Annotated in this window: 21 protein-coding genes; 15 read left to right on the top strand and 6 right to left on the bottom strand. The window is 34.7% G+C overall.

Annotated features, from left to right (window positions below; all coding sequences use genetic code 11):
- Nucleotides 1-268: 268 nt before the first annotated feature.
- The 11 genes from FJ651_RS10520 to FJ651_RS10470 all read left to right on the top strand — a co-directional run bounded on the left by FJ651_RS10520 (nt 269) and on the right by FJ651_RS10470 (nt 11,462).
- Entirely contained in the window at nt 269-1,591 is a 1,323-nt protein-coding gene (locus FJ651_RS10520) for an agmatine deiminase family protein (RefSeq protein ID WP_140990470.1), read from the top strand.
- 54 nt (nt 1,592-1,645) lie between these two features.
- On the top strand, nt 1,646-2,134 hold the full coding sequence (locus tag FJ651_RS10515) for an AAA family ATPase (protein ID WP_140990469.1): 489 nt from the start codon (nt 1,646-1,648) through the stop codon (nt 2,132-2,134).
- A 289-nt stretch (nt 2,135-2,423) separates the two neighbouring features.
- On the top strand, nt 2,424-2,846 hold the full coding sequence (locus FJ651_RS10510) for a hypothetical protein (RefSeq protein ID WP_140990468.1): 423 nt from the start codon (nt 2,424-2,426) through the stop codon (nt 2,844-2,846).
- 257 nt (nt 2,847-3,103) lie between these two features.
- Nucleotides 3,104-4,183, top strand: a complete 1,080-nt coding sequence (locus tag FJ651_RS10505; RefSeq protein ID WP_140990467.1) for a DUF4421 family protein — start codon at nt 3,104-3,106, stop codon at nt 4,181-4,183.
- A gap of 287 nt (nt 4,184-4,470) precedes the next feature.
- Nucleotides 4,471-5,592, top strand: a complete 1,122-nt coding sequence (locus tag FJ651_RS10500) for a porin (protein ID WP_140990466.1) — start codon at nt 4,471-4,473, stop codon at nt 5,590-5,592.
- Nucleotides 5,593-5,643: 51 nt separating this feature from the next.
- Nucleotides 5,644-7,392: a TrkH family potassium uptake protein gene (locus FJ651_RS10495; RefSeq protein ID WP_140990465.1), complete on the top strand. Its 1,749-nt coding sequence runs from the start codon at nt 5,644-5,646 to the stop codon at nt 7,390-7,392.
- Nucleotides 7,393-7,490: 98 nt separating this feature from the next.
- Nucleotides 7,491-8,174 (top strand): potassium channel family protein, encoded by a 684-nt coding sequence (locus FJ651_RS10490; RefSeq protein WP_140990464.1) that lies wholly within the window; start codon nt 7,491-7,493, stop codon nt 8,172-8,174.
- 271 nt (nt 8,175-8,445) lie between these two features.
- Nucleotides 8,446-9,054: a hypothetical protein gene (locus FJ651_RS10485; RefSeq protein WP_140990463.1), complete on the top strand. Its 609-nt coding sequence runs from the start codon at nt 8,446-8,448 to the stop codon at nt 9,052-9,054.
- Nucleotides 9,055-9,108: 54 nt separating this feature from the next.
- Nucleotides 9,109-9,525 carry an MFS transporter gene (locus FJ651_RS10480; RefSeq protein ID WP_140990462.1) on the top strand — a complete coding sequence of 139 codons (417 nt, stop codon included), beginning with the start codon at nt 9,109-9,111 and terminating at the stop codon, nt 9,523-9,525.
- Nucleotides 9,526-9,855: 330 nt separating this feature from the next.
- Nucleotides 9,856-10,494, top strand: coding sequence for a hypothetical protein (locus tag FJ651_RS10475; RefSeq protein WP_140990461.1), 639 nt, complete (start codon nt 9,856-9,858; stop codon nt 10,492-10,494).
- A 110-nt stretch (nt 10,495-10,604) separates the two neighbouring features.
- Nucleotides 10,605-11,462 (top strand): NmrA/HSCARG family protein, encoded by an 858-nt coding sequence (locus FJ651_RS10470; protein ID WP_140990460.1) that lies wholly within the window; start codon nt 10,605-10,607, stop codon nt 11,460-11,462.
- Between the two features lie 20 nt (nt 11,463-11,482).
- On the opposite strand, the gene FJ651_RS10465 is transcribed toward FJ651_RS10470, so the two are convergent.
- From FJ651_RS10465 to FJ651_RS10440, 6 genes are read right to left on the bottom strand one after another with little or no spacing between them, the layout of a single operon-like run.
- On the bottom strand, nt 11,483-12,859 hold the full coding sequence (locus FJ651_RS10465) for an MBL fold metallo-hydrolase RNA specificity domain-containing protein (protein WP_140990459.1): 1,377 nt from the start codon (nt 12,857-12,859) through the stop codon (nt 11,483-11,485).
- Nucleotides 12,849-13,685, bottom strand: a complete 837-nt coding sequence (locus tag FJ651_RS10460; RefSeq protein WP_140990458.1) for a restriction endonuclease — start codon at nt 13,683-13,685, stop codon at nt 12,849-12,851. The genes FJ651_RS10465 and FJ651_RS10460 overlap by 11 nt, the downstream gene beginning before the upstream one ends.
- 8 nt (nt 13,686-13,693) lie before the next feature.
- Nucleotides 13,694-14,542, bottom strand: a complete 849-nt coding sequence (locus tag FJ651_RS10455) for a universal stress protein (protein ID WP_140990457.1) — start codon at nt 14,540-14,542, stop codon at nt 13,694-13,696.
- A gap of 14 nt (nt 14,543-14,556) precedes the next feature.
- Complete coding sequence (locus FJ651_RS10450) at nt 14,557-15,402, bottom strand: universal stress protein (protein ID WP_140990456.1); 846 nt, start codon at nt 15,400-15,402, stop codon at nt 14,557-14,559.
- A gap of 24 nt (nt 15,403-15,426) precedes the next feature.
- On the bottom strand, nt 15,427-16,275 hold the full coding sequence (locus FJ651_RS10445; RefSeq protein WP_140990455.1) for a universal stress protein: 849 nt from the start codon (nt 16,273-16,275) through the stop codon (nt 15,427-15,429).
- 18 nt (nt 16,276-16,293) lie between these two features.
- Nucleotides 16,294-16,680, bottom strand: a complete 387-nt coding sequence (locus tag FJ651_RS10440) for a hypothetical protein (RefSeq protein WP_140990454.1) — start codon at nt 16,678-16,680, stop codon at nt 16,294-16,296.
- A gap of 172 nt (nt 16,681-16,852) precedes the next feature.
- Here FJ651_RS10440 and FJ651_RS10435 point away from each other — a divergent pair, with 172 nt between their 5' ends.
- From FJ651_RS10435 to FJ651_RS10420, 4 genes are all read left to right on the top strand, one after another.
- Nucleotides 16,853-17,260: a hypothetical protein gene (locus tag FJ651_RS10435; RefSeq protein WP_140990453.1), complete on the top strand. Its 408-nt coding sequence runs from the start codon at nt 16,853-16,855 to the stop codon at nt 17,258-17,260.
- Nucleotides 17,261-17,335: 75 nt separating this feature from the next.
- Nucleotides 17,336-18,106, top strand: a complete 771-nt coding sequence (locus FJ651_RS10430; protein ID WP_140990452.1) for a patatin-like phospholipase family protein — start codon at nt 17,336-17,338, stop codon at nt 18,104-18,106.
- A gap of 105 nt (nt 18,107-18,211) precedes the next feature.
- A complete protein-coding gene (locus tag FJ651_RS10425) occupies nt 18,212-19,462 on the top strand; it encodes a PAS domain-containing sensor histidine kinase (protein WP_140990451.1) in 1,251 nt (416 codons plus the stop codon).
- 40 nt (nt 19,463-19,502) lie between these two features.
- On the top strand, nt 19,503-20,555 hold the full coding sequence (locus tag FJ651_RS10420; RefSeq protein WP_140990450.1) for a response regulator: 1,053 nt from the start codon (nt 19,503-19,505) through the stop codon (nt 20,553-20,555).
- The last annotated feature ends 61 nt before the right edge of the window (nt 20,556-20,616 follow it).

The following is a 20,616-nucleotide window of genomic DNA, read 5'->3' as shown; positions in this document are numbered from 1 at the left end:
TTTAGTAGTAAAAGAGCGGGGATTATCAATGTTGTCGAAGTTTAATACTTCACCGTGTATAGTAACCTTATTCCGCTCTTTTGTTCTTTCTGATTAAGTACTAAAATTAATGAATTGTAAACTTAAGACATGTATAATTTATGGCTAGTTATCGCCTACTTACGAAAATCCTAGCGGATTTTCTATCTAGTTTTTATTTGCTAAATCGGGTGCCGAGACACGCAACAAACCATAGCCAATCTCTTTAGGATCAATAAAATCATCAACAATGAAATATATTTTAACCATATCTATTCTACTTACCATTTTTAGTTGCAATCAAAAAAATGGTGATCAAGGCATTGATGACGCAGCGTTTTATATGCCGGCCGAATGGGAAACTCACGATGCTATTTGGCTAGGCTGGAGAGAAAGAAAAAACACACAATTTCATCAGGGGATTGCTGAGTTAATAAAGACGCTTACACCTACAGTAAAAGTTAAAATTGCTGTATCATCAGATAGCCTGTTACAGGTGGCAAAGAAATATCTGAGTCTTCAAAAGGTCGATAGTAGCAGACTAGAATTTCACGTTATACCAGGGGATCAATATTGGATTCGTGACTATGGTGCAGCATTTTTAGTCAATAAAAAAGGTGAATTAGGTGTTGCAGATTTTGGCTTTGATCAATATGGCCTTCCCGAATTTTTGCGATTAATGCATGCGGGTAATGTTGATAGCATTCGCAAATACTCAGCACTAAGAATTAACCCTAAAACAGCTATGGTTGACAGTCTAATGGCAAAAGTTGAAAATGCTGTTATAAAAAAAACGAGTATTGTACATGAGGGAGGCAATATCGAAGTGAATGGGAAAGGAACTCTCATTATATGTGAAAGTGCTGTATTCAATAGAAATCCCAATCGTACTAAAGAAGAAATTGAAAAGGAGTTTGAGAGGGTTCTTGGAGTCTCAAATATCATTTGGCTCAAACAAAGCTTAGCAGATGATCCAAATGGTTTTTATAGAAGGATTGTTGACAATTATGTCGGTGGAGGTGTGCAACATTCAGACGAATTTGTGCGATTTTCAGATCCCAGCACGATTCTATTGGCTTGGGTTGACGAAGATGAAAAGGATTTAAATCCTATAAATGCAATAAACTATGAAAGAATGAGTGAGAATCTTAGGATTCTTGAAAGTTCTACCGATCAGGATGGCAAGCCATTTACCATTGTAAAGGTCCCATTGCCAGAACTTATCACTGAGAAAATTATAGCTACAGAAAATATAGACTTTTCTGAGAATTCACTTGATTTAGCTCCTAGTTGGTTTATTCCGTCTGAAAGACCGCAAGAAGGAGACACATTATTGAGAATACCTGCAGCAAGTTATATGAACTATCTGGTCACTAATGGCTTGGTAATTCTACCAACATATACTAGAATGGGCACCTCTGAAAAAAGAGAGAAAGAGGTCGAACAGATTTTTAAAAAGCAATTCCCTAGTCGTAAAATCGTATTTCTTGACTTCATGCCTCAGAATTGGGACGGAGGTGGAATACATTGCTCTACGCAACAACAGCCAAAAACTGATGCTAACAAAAAATAAACGCCATTAAAACAGGCGTTTATTCAGACCGTTAGCACACATTTGAAAAACAAAATGATACACCTAATAGTTGGAAATACAGGTTCTGGAAAAACGACATACTCAACCGAATTGAAAAGAAAATCAAACGGAATTATTTTTTCAATTGACAAGTGGAATAAGACATTATTCCTTGCCGACAAAAAAGCTGATGACGGTTTGGAATGGTTTTTAGAAAGAATAGATCGGGCTGAAAAAATGATAATGGAACTAGTAACGCAGTTGGAAAATTCAAAAACTGACTCAATTCTGGACTTGGGATTATCAAAATTCGAGCATAGGGAAAAATTTAGAAAATTTGCCCATGAGAACGGATTTGAACTGAAAACTCATTTATTGGATATCTCAAAAGAAACCAGATTTCAAAGAGTAATGAAAAGGAATGATGAAAAAGGTGCTACTTTCGAATTTGAAGTAAGTAAAGAAAATTTTGATTTTATGGAAAATTGGTTCGAAAAACCAACTGAAAAAGAAATGATTAGCGGAATAATTATTACGGAATAAAAACGTTTTGCAACAAATAACTGAATTAAAAAGCAAACTTAAGATGTATAGCACCCTGCGGGATGCCACGTCACCATACAAGCACCCTTGACCAACTAATGACCGGCCATAAAATTCTATAGAAAAAAAAGTATTCTATCCAACAAAAATACGTTGCCTTCTAGGTTGGAATTGTTAACAATAGCTAACTTTAAAGCCTTTCTATTTACCGTGTCTTAACATTTTGGCAACGCTATATGATTGATTTCTTATGCTGCATTATTTATTTTTACCCAAAAGGTGTTGCCCTATGAAATATTTTAAATTTCTGCTGTTGTTACCCTTATTAATGGCTTTTCAATGCGGTGATGATTTAGAAATTATTGATGATAGTTTAAATGAAACCGGATTACTGGGTCGCTGGGAAATTAATAGTGAAGTGATGAATGGTAATATAATGGACTTGTTGCCAAAATGCTGCAAATTAATTGAATTTAGAACGGATGAGAACGAGGATGATCTAATAGGCATGTACGTCTATACAGAAGATACAAATAATGTTTATAGCGGTATTTTCACTGTAGATTTAAATTCAGACACCATTGTATTTGAACCATCCAATAACCAGATATTTACTTATGGTTTTTTGATGAATAATAACTTTACAGAACTCACTTTCAACTTCACCGATAATGGGGTGAGTTTTCAACAAACTTGGGTTAAAAGAGATTAAACTCATTGTTGTGAGCTAAAAGCAGACTAGCCTATGATGAGACCGTTTGTCGTTGTTTTATAACATTTTTGGCTTTTGTGTTATGTGGTGCTTTACAAGTTTGATAAGGTGGGTTATAACTTCAATATTTTTTTATTTAAAAATTTAAAGCAGGTAGAAGAGGTATTAATCCCTTGATTTATTTTGTAGATTTGTTATAATCAATTGTGCGATGGCTATTATAACTATTCTCAGAATCCAATTCCTTTTCTTTTAAAATGACAGCCATCAAAATAGCGCGCAATTCGGTTTCAAACTTTAACTTAATCAACTTTTTTTTAGCCTTTATCTGGTTTAGTCAGATTACAGGGCAGCCCATGCGTGACTATGATAAGGATATGCAACAAAAACATGCTGATCTCAAAGGATATGATCCACAATACAGGGTGAATTATTTTGAAAATATCATTATTAAAAGCTTTATTACAACCAACGAATCCAACTTTCAGTTTAGGTCTTTAACCAATAATGAGGTTATTGATTTGATACCTGCGGGTCAATATTTGTTAGGTCTGTCTCTTGATTATAAGTGGATTGCCATTGAAGCGTCTTTTTCGCCCGATTTTTTACAGAGTAATGTGGTACAAAACTCATCAGCTACATCGTACAGCGTTAGTTTAAACTTTTTTTATTCAGACCAATGGCGTCAGGAATTAAGACTGTTATACAATCAAGGTTTTGTCAACCGAAATCGTGACAGCAACAGCTTAATTATAGACCAAAATTTACTCAATAGTACTACTTTAACCATGCTACAAGGCAGTACGTTTTACATCGCTAACAACAATTTTTCATACAGAGCACATTATGCACAAACCGAGCGGCAACTTACAAGTGCCGGTAGTTTTATTCCCACTTTAAGATACGCTTACAGTGTTGTAAATCCGAATCTTCCGCCACAATCAACGGGCACTGCTACCGATTTTGAGAGCGTAGATATAACGGCACAACTGGGCTATTTACACACCTTTGTTACCTCACAAAAGTGGTATCTCACCTTAGGAGTATTTGCCGGTTTGGGATATAATCACGCGGCATACGAAATTACTAATGGAAATGATTTAACCTTTAACAATACCATTTTTGCTGTAGAACCGGAGTTTGGAATGGGGTATAACGATTACCGCTGGTTTTTTGGTATTTCGGGTAACTGGAGAAATTTTAACCATACCAACAACGAGGCCGGTCAGTTTAGTAGGCAACAAGCTTATTTTTTAATGCATTTGGGTTACAGATTTAATGATAACAAACCCATGAGGCAGTTTTTTGGATGGTTTGAGGAACATTTGGGGTTTTAGATTAAATATTGAACTGTTACCAAAGGAATTTACCAAACATATATTTTTAAGAATTTGCACTTAGCTTTAATAAGTTGTTTTATTATATTTGAAACTAATTCAGCATATTGAATATCAACGGACAAATGATTTTAGGCATCTCTTAGGTTGACGGTCTGGATTTGGTGTTTGAACGAACATAGTATTTTCATCAACCTACGAGCTATCTCTTTATTTTGACACCATTTAATAACAAAATATCACGACCTTTTCTATTATATTTCCCTTTTATAAAAAGTTTTTTAAAAATGAATTTAAAAAAACAATTTAAACGGCTGTTCTTTTTAAGTGTTTGTTTATTCTGCACAGATATCTCAGCTCAAAGCGATAGCACCTGGCAACAAAGACCCGGTATCAACATATCAGGTTTTACAGATATCTTTTATGTATACGACTTTAATCAACCACAAGGCACCAACAGACAAGACTTTTTATTTAACCATAATAGACATAACGAATTTAATGTTAATCTGGCTTTTGTAAAATTTGTTGTTGATCACTCAAAATACAGAGCCAATTTTGCCTTGCAAACGGGCACCTATGCCAATGATAATTATATTGCTGAACCGGGACTTTTAAAAAACATTTTTGAAGCTAATATTGGCATTTCATTGAATAAATCGAATAATTTATGGTTAGACGTAGGGGTATTGCCATCGCATATTGGCTTTGAAAGTGCTGTATCTATAGATAATTTAACTTTAACACGTTCGCTCTTAGCCGAAAACTCACCTTACTTTTTAACGGGTGCCAAACTAACTTATAATCCTAATAAGAAATGGGAAATAGCCTTACTACTGCTAAACGGATGGCAACGCATTCAACGTTTAGAAGGTAATTCGCACCTATCATTTGGGACTCAACTAACCTATAATGCAAACGATGAAATAACACTTAATTGGAGCACATTTTTTGGAACAGATGATCCTGATATTACTAGAAGACTACGTTACTTTAACAATTTATATGGACAATTTGAACTGTCTGATAGATGGCAATTAATTGCCGGTTTTGATATTGGAGCCCAACAAAGTTCAAAAGGAAGCTCAGATTATGATCTGTGGTTAAGTCCGGTTCTAATAACACAGTACAGCATTAACCAAAACTGGAAAACCGCAGTAAGAGCAGAATACTACCGAGATCAAACAGGAGTTATTATTCCAACAAGTACACCAAACGGTTTTCAAACAACAGGAGTTTCTTTTAATTTAGATTATGTACCCCATCAAAACATTATTTGTAGACTGGAAGGACGATGGTTAAACAGTAAGGACCCAATTTTTGAAACTTCAGGTACTAACACTCATAACAATTTTATTATTGGTTCTTCTATTGCCATTAGATTTTCGGAACAAATTGGTAAACATTAATCTTTAAGCGATTATTTTGAAAGCACTTCACAAAAAAACTATTTTTGTTAAATGAATCACCGCTTAAAAATTTTATACAAAATTGCATTTTGGGCAAGTTTAATAGGTGTTCTTGCCTTTATTTTTGACTTTGGGTTTTCAAAAGCCACTTTGGTTCAGCAAGTTGTAGATGGTTTTTATTTTATTGTGATTGCCTTAGGTTTGGCGTCTACTTTTGCAAGGTATTTTGAAAATATAACATTATTTAAGAGAAAAGTAGCAGTATTTGATATGCTTTCGGTTGCCTATACGCTTTACATTTTTTATATGTATCTATTTGTAGGAGAGGCGTTTAAAACCGATTTAATTTTAGAAAATCCGCTTTGGGTTATTTTAGCCGTAGTATTGACATTTGTTAGAGAATTTTCAGTACAAAAGCTCAACTTAAACAGGACCTACTTTAATCCGGCGCAAATATTTATACTCAGTTTTTTAACCATTATATTTTTGGGTTCATTATTATTGTTGTTACCAAAAGCAACTCATGATGGCATTAGTTATATAGACGCTTTATTTACATCAACCAGTGCTGTATGTGTTACAGGCTTAATTGTGGTTGATACCGGCACTTATTTTACAACATTTGGCCAATCTATCATCTTATTTTTAATACAAATTGGCGGATTGGGAATTTTAACTTTTGCCAGTTATTTTAGTTATTTTTTTAAAGGTGGCAGCACTTACGAAAATCAGTTAACCTTAAGCGAAATGACTAATTCGCAAAAATTAGGTGATGTATTTAGTACCCTAAAAAACATTATCGTTATTACTGCTATGGTTGAACTTACCGCAGCAGTATTTATTTATTTTTCGCTTGATAAATCCTTAATCAGCAATTTTACAGATAAGTTATACTTCTCGGTATTTCATGCCATATCTGCCTTTTGTAACGCAGGTTTTTCAACGCTAAGCAATAGTATTTACGAAACAGGATTTAGATTTAATTATGCCTTACAACTCACTATAATTGCCACGTTCATCATTGGTGGTTTGGGATTTCCAATTGTGGTGAATTTAATCAACTATATTAAACATAAAATCACTAATATTTTTCGTTTTAATTCAAAAGTAAGAATCCATAAACCCTGGGTACTAAACATTAACAGTCGTATTACGTTGGTAACTACTTTAAGCCTTACAGCAGTTGCTTTTGTTTTGTTTTTAGTGTTTGAATACAACAACACTTTAGCCGAACATTCGTTTTTCGGGAAGCTGGTAAACGCTTTATTTGGTGCCGCAACACCAAGAACGGCAGGTTTTAACTCGGTTGATATGAACGCACTTGCCTTTCCAACCATTATGTTTACCTTTTTGTTAATGTGGATTGGCGCCTCGCCGGCATCAACCGGTGGCGGTATTAAAACCAGCACTTTTGCCATAGCTACGCTTAACATTTTAAGTTTGGCAAAAGGCAAACAGCGAATTGAAGTTTTTAGAAGAGAAATTGCCGATATTTCGGTAAAAAGAGCTTTTGCTACCATATCTTTATCACTTATAGTGATTGGAACCGGTATTGTTCTCATCACTATTTCAGATCCGGAAAAAGGTTTGTTAAATATTGCTTTTGAATGTTTTTCGGCTTACAGTACGGTAGGATTAAGTTTAGGTATTACAGGCGACTTAAGCGACATGGGTAAATTAATTGTTACGGCTGTTATGTTTATTGGCAGAGTAAGTATGCTGTCGATTATTGTAGCCGTTTTTAGAAAGGTAAAACATATAAATTATCGCTATCCAAGCGAAGAAATCACTATCAACTAACTATCAACAGATGCAACATCCATTATTAATTTTAATCTCACAACATAATGATTTAAAGTGTGTTGCATATGATATCAAATAACAAAAAATAAAACGGTATGAAATACATTATTATAGGTTTGGGTAATTTTGGCGCTTCTTTAGCCGAAAAACTAACATCACAGGGTAATGAGGTTATTGGAATTGACAATAGAATGATTAAGGTAGATGCGTTTAAAGAAAAAATTTCGCATACCATTTGTATGGATGCTACCGACGAATTTACCGTCTCAGGACTGCCGTTAAAAGAAACCGATGTGGTAATTATTGCCATAGGTGAAGATCAGGGCGCTAACATCATGACCACAGCTATCTTTAAAAATTTAGAAGTAAAACGATTGATTAGTCGCGCCATAGATCCACTACACGAAAAGGTACTAAAAGCTATAGGGGTTGATGAAATAGTGCATCCTGAAGAAGAAACTGCCGAACGCTGGGCTAAAAAACTTTGTTTAACTCATGTTGTTGATTCGTTTGAAATAAGCGATGATTTTAGTATTCTTGAAATCAACATTCCCGATAAATATGCGGGTAAAACCATAAGAGAGCTACAGCTAAGAAGAAAATTCAACGTTTTAGCGCTCACTACTATTAGAAAAGAAGAAGTGAACAGTATTGTAGGCAAAACCAGAAACGAAAATAAAGTACAAGGTGTAGCATCACCCGATACCATTTTAGAAAAGGATGATATTCTAGTAATTTATGGTTCTAATAAAGATTTGAGAAACTTTACTAATCATTAAACTGTAAAAGATAATATTAACGGCATGAAGAAATCATTTTCATATCTTATCAATGCCACTCCTAACTAATCGTGAAATTTTGATTTTTAAAGTGATTTTAAATTTAATTACTGATATTAAAATTAGAAGTGGAAATCTCAATTATCGATAAATCTCAATGACTAGTATGCTGCCGATCATACAAATGAATATTAAATATTATCAGTATTAAATAATCGTTAAGCCGCGCAACCTTTTGCGTTTGTTGATATCTTTAAAGAAAATACAACTCATGAAAAAATGCATCATTCAATTAATATTACTGTCACCTTTTTTAATGGCCTTTCAGTGCGACGAAGAAGAAGAAAGTCAATTGTTTTTCAGTTCTTACAAAGCAACAATAAGCGCACAGTCTAATTTTTCGACCGGTGAAACCATATGGATAGAAGGCAGAATTTCAGCCCAGGCTTTTGATACCGCCGTTAACGATTCGGTTTTTGCTGAGCAACCTGAGCCCGATGAGTTCTCTGTATACAAATTGATGACTCCAAATGCACTTTCCAATGCCAAGGATGCTGTTGGTGAATTTGAAATTATTACAGAACGCGGTGAGTTTTTGATGGCACTACCGTGCGAGAATGCTTTATTAAGAATTTGGCCAGAATTGGATGAAGATAACCAATTTTATAGTTACCGAATTGGATTAAAAACAAATGAACCCGGCGATTATGTGTTGAGCTGGCGTAAAGGTTTTATTCAGAACACCAACCGACATACATTTATTATCGACAATTACCCCATAGAAAATCATCCCAATCAAATAGGATTTAATACTTGTGGCAGTGTATCCTGGCGATTTTTAAACGACTCCGAAAGAGAATATTATTTTACCGTTGAATAACTAAGGTTTATTTTATAGATTTATGGAAGTTTTGCGTTAAATTATACATTTAATATGCAATCATCCATAAAAACACTACAAATCATTCATTTAGCACTTGTTGCAGGTGTTACTATGGCTTATATTATTGTAGGCAGGCTACATACCTTAAATTTTTTAAAATTACCTGAGATGAACAATACCGCTTTGTTGCTAATGCTGGGTGCAGCGGCAGCGGTATTACTTTCGCATGTATTGTACAAGCAGCAACTAAGGCAAATCTCTAAAACTGCTTCATTTCAAGAACAATTCAACGTTTATCAAACAGCCACAATCATGCGTCTATCTGTTCTTGAAGGCGTAGCATTTTTAATCTTGTTTCTGCAAAAAGACCTTTTGATTGTTGGACTAATACTCATTGTATATATGTTATTGTTAAGACCTTCGGAAGTACGCATGAAAAACGATTTAGAGAACAATCGTTTTATTTAATACTATATCGGTCACAATTAGTTTATTTCTTTGTAGTTTTCGTTTACAACCAAACAACTCATTAAATTGGGTCAACCTTTCTTATATAGTATTTAATAAATAGCATTTACCTTCAAAACCTAGTTCTTTTTATTGCCTGAATAGGATATAAGATGGTTATATAGTTGGTTTTATGATAAGAATCAGTACCATAGTTGTAAAAAAATAGTATTTTTAAGGAGCTGTTTATGACAATGCGATAGATTTTTTGCTTTAAAACAGCATTATATTATGGTTTTAAGCCCCGAAACATCATAGAAATAAAGTAGTTTCATTTAAAAATTAAATCACATGTCGGCTGAAATTGTATTATTACTGGTTGGAGTAGTGCTACTACTGGTGGCTATAGGGGATAGTATCAAAATTAATGGTGCGAACCTTGGTCTTATGAATTTTAAATTCAGAATTATACTCGGTGTTATTGGTGTAATGTTAGTGATTTTTGGTGGATACTACTTTGGGTTGGTAAATCTGCAATCTCAAATTGAGCAAGTTTCTAAGGGAAACATTAAAGAAATTAAAGGTGAGGTTGAAACCGTTGAAATTATTTCGCCACTTGCCAACGACGCAGTAAAATGTCGAATTTTAACCATGGGTGTTTATCCTGAAGGACATGATAAAGATATTTGGGTGGTTTTAAAACCATCAGACGGGAAGTATTATCCGCAATCAGATGACACCAATACCTCTTATAAAAGAAACGGTGAGTGGCAGGTTATTACAAGATTTGGAGGCGATAAAGACGAAGCATACGACATTATTGTATACGAAACTGATACCCAAGCTTCTCAATATTTTTCTACAACTATTGAAATCTGGAAGAAGGCCCTCAACTTTCCCGGTCTAGAAATAGAAGAACTGCCCAGCGGTGCTATTGAAGTAGATAGAATTACCGTATCATTGGCAGATAATTGCAGAGGTGTTTTTTAAATTTTAATTCTTGGATGTTTGTTGGTTTTGGTTATTGAAATCCGGTTATTAACTGGATTATCTTAACCTAAAATTTTGTATCTTAGTTCTATCAACCAAACTTTTAACTAATGAATGCCAAGCGTACAGTTTTTATAACCGGTATTACCGGTAATCAGGGTGGTGCCGTTGCTCAGCAACTTTTAGAAAAGGGTTATCGAATAATAGGTTTAACCCGGAACACCAAATCAGATAAAGCCAAAACATTACAAAAGCATGGTATAACGTTAATAGAAGGCGATTTAACCACGCCAAAAACCTATCAAGGAGCTATTGCACAAACAGACACTGTTTTCTTTGTGCAAGCCTTAAAAGACAAACCAACCGAAGTTAAGGAAGCCATTCAATTTTTAAACACTTTAAAAGACACCGGTATTGAACATTTAGTTTATTCGTCGGTTCTTGGTGCCAATCTCAATACCGGTATTCCGCATTTTGAAAGTAAAAATGAAATAGAGCAACATATTAAAGCTGCCGGAATTGAATATACTATTTTGAGACCTGCTTCTTTTTATGAAAATTATCTCTATCCTCAAGTTTACAATGGTATTAAAAAGGGAAAATTTGTATCGCCACTCAACAAACATTGTAAGCAACAAATGATAGGTGTGGCCCATATTGGTAGTATTGGCTCTCAAGTAATTGATAACCATCAGAAATATCAAAATAAAACAATAGAAATTGCAACAGATGAATACGATATGTTAGCCTTGGCTGAAGTTTTTTCTGAAGTATTACAAAAACCCGTAAAGTATCAAAAACTTCCCGGATTGTTTACGCAACTATTTATGGGTAGCCAACTATACAAAATGTTTAAATACATGAACCAACATGAGTTTTGCGAGGTTAAAAATATTCAAGGCGTTAGAGAAGAGTTTAATATTCAATCAAATTTTCATGATTGGGTAGTAAAATATTTTAAAGATTGAATTTGAGAAAACGTCGTTAGTTACTCTAGTTCATAAATCTCATTCAGCTTTGGAATAACCACCTCGTAACTAAAGGTGCTTTCAATCTTAACTCTAAAAGCTTCAAGTGCTGACGATTCGCCATGAATAAGGAACACTTTCTTTGGTTTATTTTCGAGTTGGCTCATCCATTGCAGTAATTCCTTTTGGTCGGCATGTGCCGAAAGACTATCAATATGGGCAATTTTTGCCTTTACAGGGATGTATTTGCCAAATATTTTTAACTCGTGAGTGCCTTCCAGTAAAGCGCGACCGCGTGTACCTTCAGCCTGATACCCCACAAGTAAAACGGTGGTATTATCCATATCTAATTTTTGTTGCAAATAGGTGAGTACACGACCGCCGGTTACCATTCCGCTACCGGCAATGACTACCTTGGGCTGCGGATTATCAATAGTTTTCCATGTGTCGCGATAAGAGGTGATGATATTAAAGTGATTGCACATGGCTTTAAAGGTGGCTTCGTCTATATTATGCCAGTTGGGATACTGCTTAAATAGTTTAAGCACATCGTGCCCCATAGGACTATCGATAAATATTGGAATATCGGGTATTTCGTTGCGTTTAAATAACTGCCAGAACAAATACATTAAAGACTGTAAACGTTCAACAGCAAAGCTGGGAATAATTAAAATGCCACGATTATAAATGGTTTGATTGACGTGGTGTTTCAAAATTTCTTTTAAATCTTCTTTAGGATGTAATTTGTTTCCGTAGGTACTTTCAATGAATAGATAATCTGCTTTTTCAGGCTGTTGCGGATTAGACAAGAGTAAATCGTCTTTTCTACCAATATCACCTGAAAACACCAGGGTTTTATCGGCAACCATAATTTCAACAAAAGTGGCACCTAAAATGTGTCCGTTGTATTGCATTCTAAAGCTCATATTATTGTTGAGCTCATTCCACTCGTTAACCGCAACATGTTTAAAGTATTTTATAGTATTTTCGGCATCTTTTATTGTGTAAAGTGGTAAGGCAGGATGGTGCTTGCTGTACTGTTCTTTGTTGGCTTTTTCAGCCTCTTCTTCATGAATTTTAGCACTGTCTAGCAAAATAATTTCGGCAATAGACAAAGTGGGCAGCGAACCTATAATATTACCGGTAAAACCTTGTTTAACCAGTCTCGGTAAATAACCAACGTGGTCTAAATGGCCATGGGTAAGAATCACATTTTGAATTTTGTTGACGTTAACGGGCAAGTCTTGCCAGTTGAGCAATCTTAATTCTTTTAATCCTTGAAACATGCCACAGTCAATCATAACCTGATCTTCACCATAACTCAATAAAAATTTAGAGCCTGTAACTTCGCCGGCGGCACCAAAAAATTGAACTGAAAGTTTAGGTTTACTTAACATGACACAGTGCTTTAATTTCGTTAAGAATTTTTGTTTTGCGCACTTCAGACACTCCTAAATGATCCAAATAAAATTTGTCTCCGAGTAATTGCTTACAGAGCACCATATTTCGGCTTAACAAAAATTGTTTTTCCCTTTGGGTAAGTAGTGTTGAAACAGTTATGGGATATAGGTCCATTTGATCTATCAGGTCTTTTAAAGCTTGTCCGGCAGGAAAATCCCAACTCATCAAATTTAAACCTTCGCATTTGGCGTAAGCTTCAGCATCTTTGGTAAAACGGGCATTGGTAACAATTAAGGCCGGTTGTAAATCGCCTTCATCTGTATTCCATTTAAAATTAACGTCTTGGTAACGCGATTGAATGTAAAGCGGAATTTTAACATCACAACTACCTCCTTGCTCGCTTTTAAACTTGCATTCAATAAGCGTTGTTTTGTTGTTTTTTTTGGCTACAACATCAATTTCATGTGTTACACATTTCCCATCAATAAACTTGCTGACTTCACAGGTGTAGCCACTGTGCTTTAAAATTTCACTAACATATTGTTCAAACGGAAAACCGGTAGGACCCAATTCAAAAATGGCCTTTTTAAGTTTGTATTTTGAGGCAAAATGGCTTTTTTTCTTTTTTAGTAAAGCAAAAGCACGGTTGTAAATCTCTTTGGTGGTAATACCTTCGTATAATTCGGATGCTACTAAGGTTGCTACGTTTTCTATGGTTGTTTCATCAGCCCCCGAACGGCGTAAAGAAGCTTTTAAATGATCTTTTGAAAATAATTCCCTCTCACCCGAGTACTTTGTGATATTGATGTGCTTTTTGCTCATTATTTAGATTATTCGTGTAAAACCAAAACAGGTACACGCGTGTAAAATGTAATTTGTTTGATTAATGGTCTGCTTAAAATACTACCAAAAAAAGCGTGTTTTTTATTTAAAAATGTGACCATATCGCTCTCTCTGCTTTCAATAAAACAATTAATTCCGCTTAAAACATCTAAATTGTGAAGCGCCTTAAAACTGAACAATTGCTGAGGCAAGAGTCTTTTTAACCGGTTTAAAACTTCATTTTGCGCATTGCTTAAAACATAGGTTGTATTTTTAAAAACATGTAAAATCTTAAGGTGTGATTGGTGGGTTAAAACAATTTCGTTTAAAACCTTGAGGTTTGTTTCAGTGAAATTAGAACTAAGTTTTGTTGGGAAAACAATTTCCTTTGGCGGCACTAAAAGCGTGCTTTGCGGCACCACCATAACAGGACAGTGCCTAACCTTTTCCATTACATTCACTGCCACACTGCCAAATGCCGCTTTACCGGTATCTGAAATGCCTTGTGTGCCCATTACAATTAATTCTATTTGATTGGTTTGACTGTAATCCTGAATAACTTCTATGGGTTCTCCACAAATAGCGGCTATTTGAATTTTATGAGGTTTAAAACCCTGCAATCTGATGGTAATTTTATCGGCCAATTTGCTAAGCTCTTGCTCAGATTCCAGTTTAGCGTTCTCATAATCTTCATCTCCGGGTTCAGGATACATCAGCACACTTAAACCATCTGCAATACTAAAGGCATTGAGCAGATGAATTTCGCAATGACTGTGCCTATAAATTTCTAAGGCATAACACAGCGCATGCCAGGCATTTCTTGAAAAATCGGTTGGTATCAATATTTTAGTTACCATTTCTGTGGGTTTTATTATTTGGCGTAAGACGGAATTACCATTAAAGGTATTTCGAGATGTAATCCCATTTTGTTAACAAACGGTCTAAAAAACAGATTTTCGAAAAACGATTTTTTATTGTTGATTAACACCAATAAATCTATATGTTGTTCTTTAATAAATTTATTGATGGCATTCTCAAGACTGTCGTCACTTACATCGTGAAACTTAAAATTGGTATCTCCTAAAAGCGTTTCTAATTTGTTTTTATTTTGAAGGTTTTTGTAACTTAATTCATACCCATGAGAGACATGTAAAACGTTCAAATTTGAATTATTAGGTTTTACTACATCAACAATTGGTTGAATGTGCTTTTCTTCAAAATTAATATAGAAATCTGAAGGGAATAGCACATTTTTAGGGCTTTCAGCCTTATATTTTTCTGATACGGCGATTAACGGACATTTAATATGGTTCAACACATGAACGGTGTTGGTACCAAACAAAACTTCGGTTGCGCCGGTTGCACCTTTTGTGCCCATTACAATGTAGTCTATTTTTAGTTTCTCCATCTGGTCCTTAATTTCACTAATTAAGGTATTAAAAGAGACAATGGTTTCAACCTCGTGTTGACTGTTTGGATAATTTTCTACCAGCTTTTTGCGGGTTTCTTCCATATCCTTTTCGGCTGTTTCTCTTACAATATTGCTAATTTCAATATCGTTGGGATTGAGCATTACAAACTCTGTGTGATATATAATGGGTGTGTAAGTATGCAACAAATAAAATGTGCAGGTCTCATTTTTAAACAACTGGGCGGCATATGAAATGGCATTCCAGGCGTTTTTTGAAAAATCGGTGGGTAAAAGTATACGTTTCATTGTGATGAGCTTTTAAGTTAAACATTAATCTCTGCGAATATTTTGTAAAGTTAAAAGTGGTATTTTACTTTGAAGTGCCACGGCATCGACGGTTGAGTTAAATAGTATTTCTTCAAGATAGGTGTCACGACTGTTCACCATTACCAGCATATCGGCTTCGGTTTTATCGCAATAATCTTTGATACCTCCATGAATATTTGTTGACACAACATGCTTAAAATGAATGGTGTTTTTGCAAAGGGCATCCTCCATGAACTGTCTGTTTACCTCTTGTCTTAATGATAGTGTTGGAGTTTTGGCTACGTATATCATATCAATATTGGCGCGATAGGGAACCGCCAGATCACAAAGTAATTTTAGCTCTCTTCGTTTATAAGGAATAAGATAATTGGTAGCAAATACTATTTGTTTGGGTTGAATGTATTCAAAACCATCAGGAATTGCCAAAACAGGAGCAGCAACATAACGCATCACCTTTAAGGTATTACTGCCTAGTATGGCACTTTTACTGTCGGTTTTGCCCTTGGTTCCCATAACAATAATATCTGCATTAATAGTATCGGTGAGAATATCAATAGCGTCAACAATACTATGCTGACTGGCAACCGGATGGTAAGAATGACGTGGATTGGGCCAAATATCATAAACTTCTTTTATGAGATTATCCAACGACTGTATGGTGCGTTTTCTGATATTTTCGCTAACATCAGAAAGGTCGTCTGAGCGTTGATCTTCGGCATCTTTATAAATTTCATCTTCAAAAGCATGTAAAAAATAAACTTCGGCCTTATCGTATTTAAACAGCTCAAGCGCATATTTAATAGCATTCAAGGCGTTATCTGAAAAATCGGTAGGAATGATAATCTTTCTCATAATGATGTTTTTTAACTATTAAACAGGAACTATAATATATGCCATATTCAGCAGGAATAAACCTGTCAAAAACAATAACATATAAACAAGTTGCACAAATTTGATATTGAGTCTTATAAGTGTATCAACAGCTTGTTTTGGCAGAATAAACAATGCCAAGCCAATAAAAAGCGCTATCCAGCCAAAAGCCGTAATGATATACGTCCAGTTAGCAACCCATTCATTATACAACAAAATATTGATCAAACCAATTATAATGGCCAAAAACGACACGATAAATCTGAAGCGTTCGTTCTTTAAATCGTTAAAAATTTGCTTAATTCTGGCAGGTCTTAAAGTGAGAATTAAGAAAAATATGATAAGGTACCAACCCCAAAATTTTGTTAGAATAGTAATGGCTTCCATGGTTTGTGTTTTTAAGTTTAATTTACTGCTATGAAATTACTATTAATGCATTGCAATTACTATGATTCTCCTCATATTTTAAGGTGTAAATACTGACTAAAATCATACCAGTTTCATAATGATTTTACTACTTTTATAAAGATAAACAATTAAAAATTAAAACATTTAAGTCATGACCGCACATCAATCATTAAGTACCCAGGCTTATCAACACATTGGATATTTGTTTTATGCTGTTGCAGCTGTGGATAAAACAATTGACGATAAGGAAGTTAAAACCTTAAAAGGATTAGTTAAAGAACATTGGGTAAATATTGATAGTACCAGCGACGTTTTTGGCAGTGATGCAGCATACCAAATTGAAATTGTTTTTGATTGGCTGGAAGAAGCCGATTGGAAAAGTGATACCTGCTTCTCTAAATTTGAAGGCTATTATAAAAATCATTCATCTTTATTCACAGAAGACATAAAATCTCTCATTATAAAAACGGCGTTGGCCATTGCCGAAAGTTACGCCGGTAAAAATAAATCTGAGCTAATAATTTTGGCTAAAATTGAAGCTTTGCTAAAAACAAAATAAAAACATACGCCTTTTGGTTTGTTTGATTGCATTAGGCTGTTTACCTTTGGGTTTCATCAAACAACCTAAATAATTATGCCTACAGGATTGGTACTATCGGGTGGTGGCATGCGTGGTGCCGCCCACATAGGTGTTATTAAAGCCCTTGAGGAACATGATATAAAAATCAACGAGGTATCCGGTGTAAGTGCCGGTGCCATTGTTGGCTCCTTATTTGCCGGCGGTATGAAGTGGAAAGATATTCTCAGGTTTTTTAAATCGGTTAATGTTACAGATTATAAAAAATTTGCCTTTGGAAAACCGGGATTTATAAACACTGATAAATATTTTAAAACTCTTCAAGGTATTTTTCCTGATGACGATTTTGGCGCTCTTAAAATTCCGCTTTACATCAATGCCACCAATATTATATCGGGCGAAAATAAAACATTTAGCAGTGGCAAGCTTATTAAGCCAATTCTTGCATCGGCCGCATTTCCAGGGGTTTACACGCCTGTTGAGATAGACGGCAATCACTATGTTGATGGTGGTGTTTTAAACAATTTTCCCGTTGAAGTATTAAAAGAAAATAACGACAAAATTATTGGAGTTTATGTGAACCCATTTGGAGACTTAGACATAAAAAAACTCAAATACTCCTACAGTGTTCTAGAGCGAGCTTACAGAATTAAATCGGCCAAAGAAGATATTGCCAAATTTCAAGATTGCGACCTTGTGGTATGTCCCGACCAGTTAAATAATTTTGGAATTTTCGATAGTAGCAAGGTCGATAAAATCTTTGAATTTGGTTATGCAAAAGCACAAGAATTACTTACCAAAGACCTACTTAAACAACTAAAAAGTTAATGATTATAATGACATCTATTCGATGATTTTTTAAATTGAAATCAGGCTTCAAACCTCGATTAATATTATTATTTTTACCGTAGAATAAAATACCTTAAAACCTAAATGTTTCACGAAAGTCAGTCGGTATTCCAAACCTTATTTGAATCTGTATCTGAAGGTGTAATTGTAGTAGATACCTCACAAAAAATTGTAGCCACTAACCAATCTGCGAATGTTATGTTTGGTTATATTACAGGTGAATTAATCGGCAGCGCTTTATCAGTTTTAATTCCGCAGGAATACCACAGTTCACACCGCGCCCATGTAGAAGATTTTTTAGATAAAGATGAAAAGCGAAGAATGGGTGTTGGGCGTGATATTTTTGGATTACATAAAAATGGTTCTAAATTTCCTGTTGAAGCAGGGCTTAATCCGTTTAACTTTGACGGTGAACATTACGTCATGGCCATAGTCATTGATATTACCCTTAGGAAAGAACAAGAAGAAAAAATACTGGAACTCAATGTCCATTTAGAAGAAAAAGTACAACAAAGAACACAGGCATTAAGTGCTTCGGTGTCTCAATTAAAAGAACTCAATCACGCTTTAGAGGAAGAAAACATTAAGCGCATTAAAGCCGAAAACAAAACCAAGGCGGCACTTAAAAAAGAGAAAGAACTCAACGAACTTAAAACACGTTTTTTATCTCTAGTGTCACATGAATTTAAAACGCCATTAAGCGGTATTTTGACCAGCACCATGCTTTTGGCTAAATACAAATTGACCGAGCAACAGGAAAAGCGCGACAAACATTTAAAAACAATTACTAATAAAGTGCACTATTTGAATAATATTTTAAACGATTTTCTATCCATCGAAAAATTCGAAACCGGCAACATTCAATATAAATGCAGCGACTTTTTAATCAGCAAAGTAGTTAATGAGGTGGTCTATAATGCCAATATGCTTTTGAAAGAAGGTCAGGTAATAAACTATCCCGAAGATATTGAAGATCTTACCTTGTATCAAGACGAAAAAATTATTGAGCTGGCTCTGTCGAATCTTATCAATAATGCCATTAAATACTCAGGAGAAAATCAATCAATTGATATCGTTATAAAACAAGACAAATCAATAACATCATTTACAATCATTGACCACGGTATTGGAATTCCGGAATCTGAACAAAAAAATATTTTTAACCGCTATTTTAGAGCCGAGAATGCCTTGAATGTTCAAGGTACCGGAATTGGGTTGAACATCGTAAAAAGTCATATAGAAAATTTAGGAGGTACAATAGCCTTTGAAAGTGTAGAAGAAATAGGTTCGACCTTTACTTTTACAGTGCCTAACGAATTTAAAAATTTAAACTAAATTTGTAACTACCACTACTAACTTAAAAACTTGTTTAAAATTGAAAACCATACTTTTAATAGAAGACGATCCTGTTTTAAGAGAAAATACGGCCGAGCTCATTGAACTTTCGGGTTATCATACCATCACCGCATCTAATGGCAAAATAGGAGTAGAGCAAGCATTAAAAACACATCCGGATTTAATTGTATGCGACATTATGATGCCCGAAATGGACGGTTATACGGTGATTGAAACATTATCAAAAAATCCCTCTACCAAAGGCATTCCGTTTATATTTTTATCAGCCAAAACCGAAAGACAAGACATTAGAAAAGGCATGAATTTGGGTGCCGACGATTATATTACCAAACCCTTTACCGAAGACGAGTTATTAAGTGCCATAGAAAGCCGATTGGCTAAAATTGCGATTATATCTGAAGGAAGTTCTCGCTTTATAAGTTCTAACGGCAAAGAAGAAAGTAAGTTGAGGGATTTGAATGATTTGAAGAACTTTTTTGATGATAATGGTGAAGAATTTAAATTCAAAAAAGGTGATATTATCTTTGAGGAAGGTCAAAATTCAAATTACATATACTTGATTAGAAGCGGCACAGTTAAGGCACACAGTTTAGACGAGCATGGCAAGGAGCTCATCACTTCCATATACCGCGAAGACGACCTATTTGGTTATACCACCTTTAACAGTAATATGCCCTATCAAAATTTTGCAACGGCTCTTGACGATTCTGAATTGGTTGGTATTACCAGAAATGAGCTTACAAAAATTTTAAATGACAACCACGATGTAGCCATGGACATGCTCGATTTACTTTCGGCAGATTTATCGGGAGCCAGGGCGCAATTATTAGAGATGGCCTATAGTTCGGTTAACAAAAAGACCGCTGCTACTATTTTAAAATTTGCTGAAAAACTCAATAAAAAAACCAGTGAGGCAATCAAAATTTCCCGTAACGATTTGGCAAGTGTAGCCGGAATTGCAACCGAGACACTTATTAGGACTTTATCGGGTTTTAAGAAGGACGGTATCATTGAAATTGAGGGTAGAAACATCAAAATACTTGATTTAGAGCGCTTACAAAGTATTGAATAAAAAATTCTCTTTCTGATATATATCATTTTTTGAAGCTGTAACTCTCTATATTTTTGTTTTT

The organism is Paucihalobacter ruber (assembly GCF_006494535.1).
Classification (GTDB): Bacteria; Bacteroidota; Bacteroidia; order Flavobacteriales; family Flavobacteriaceae; genus Paucihalobacter; species Paucihalobacter ruber.
This window is presented reverse-complemented; position numbering and strand designations above follow the sequence as displayed.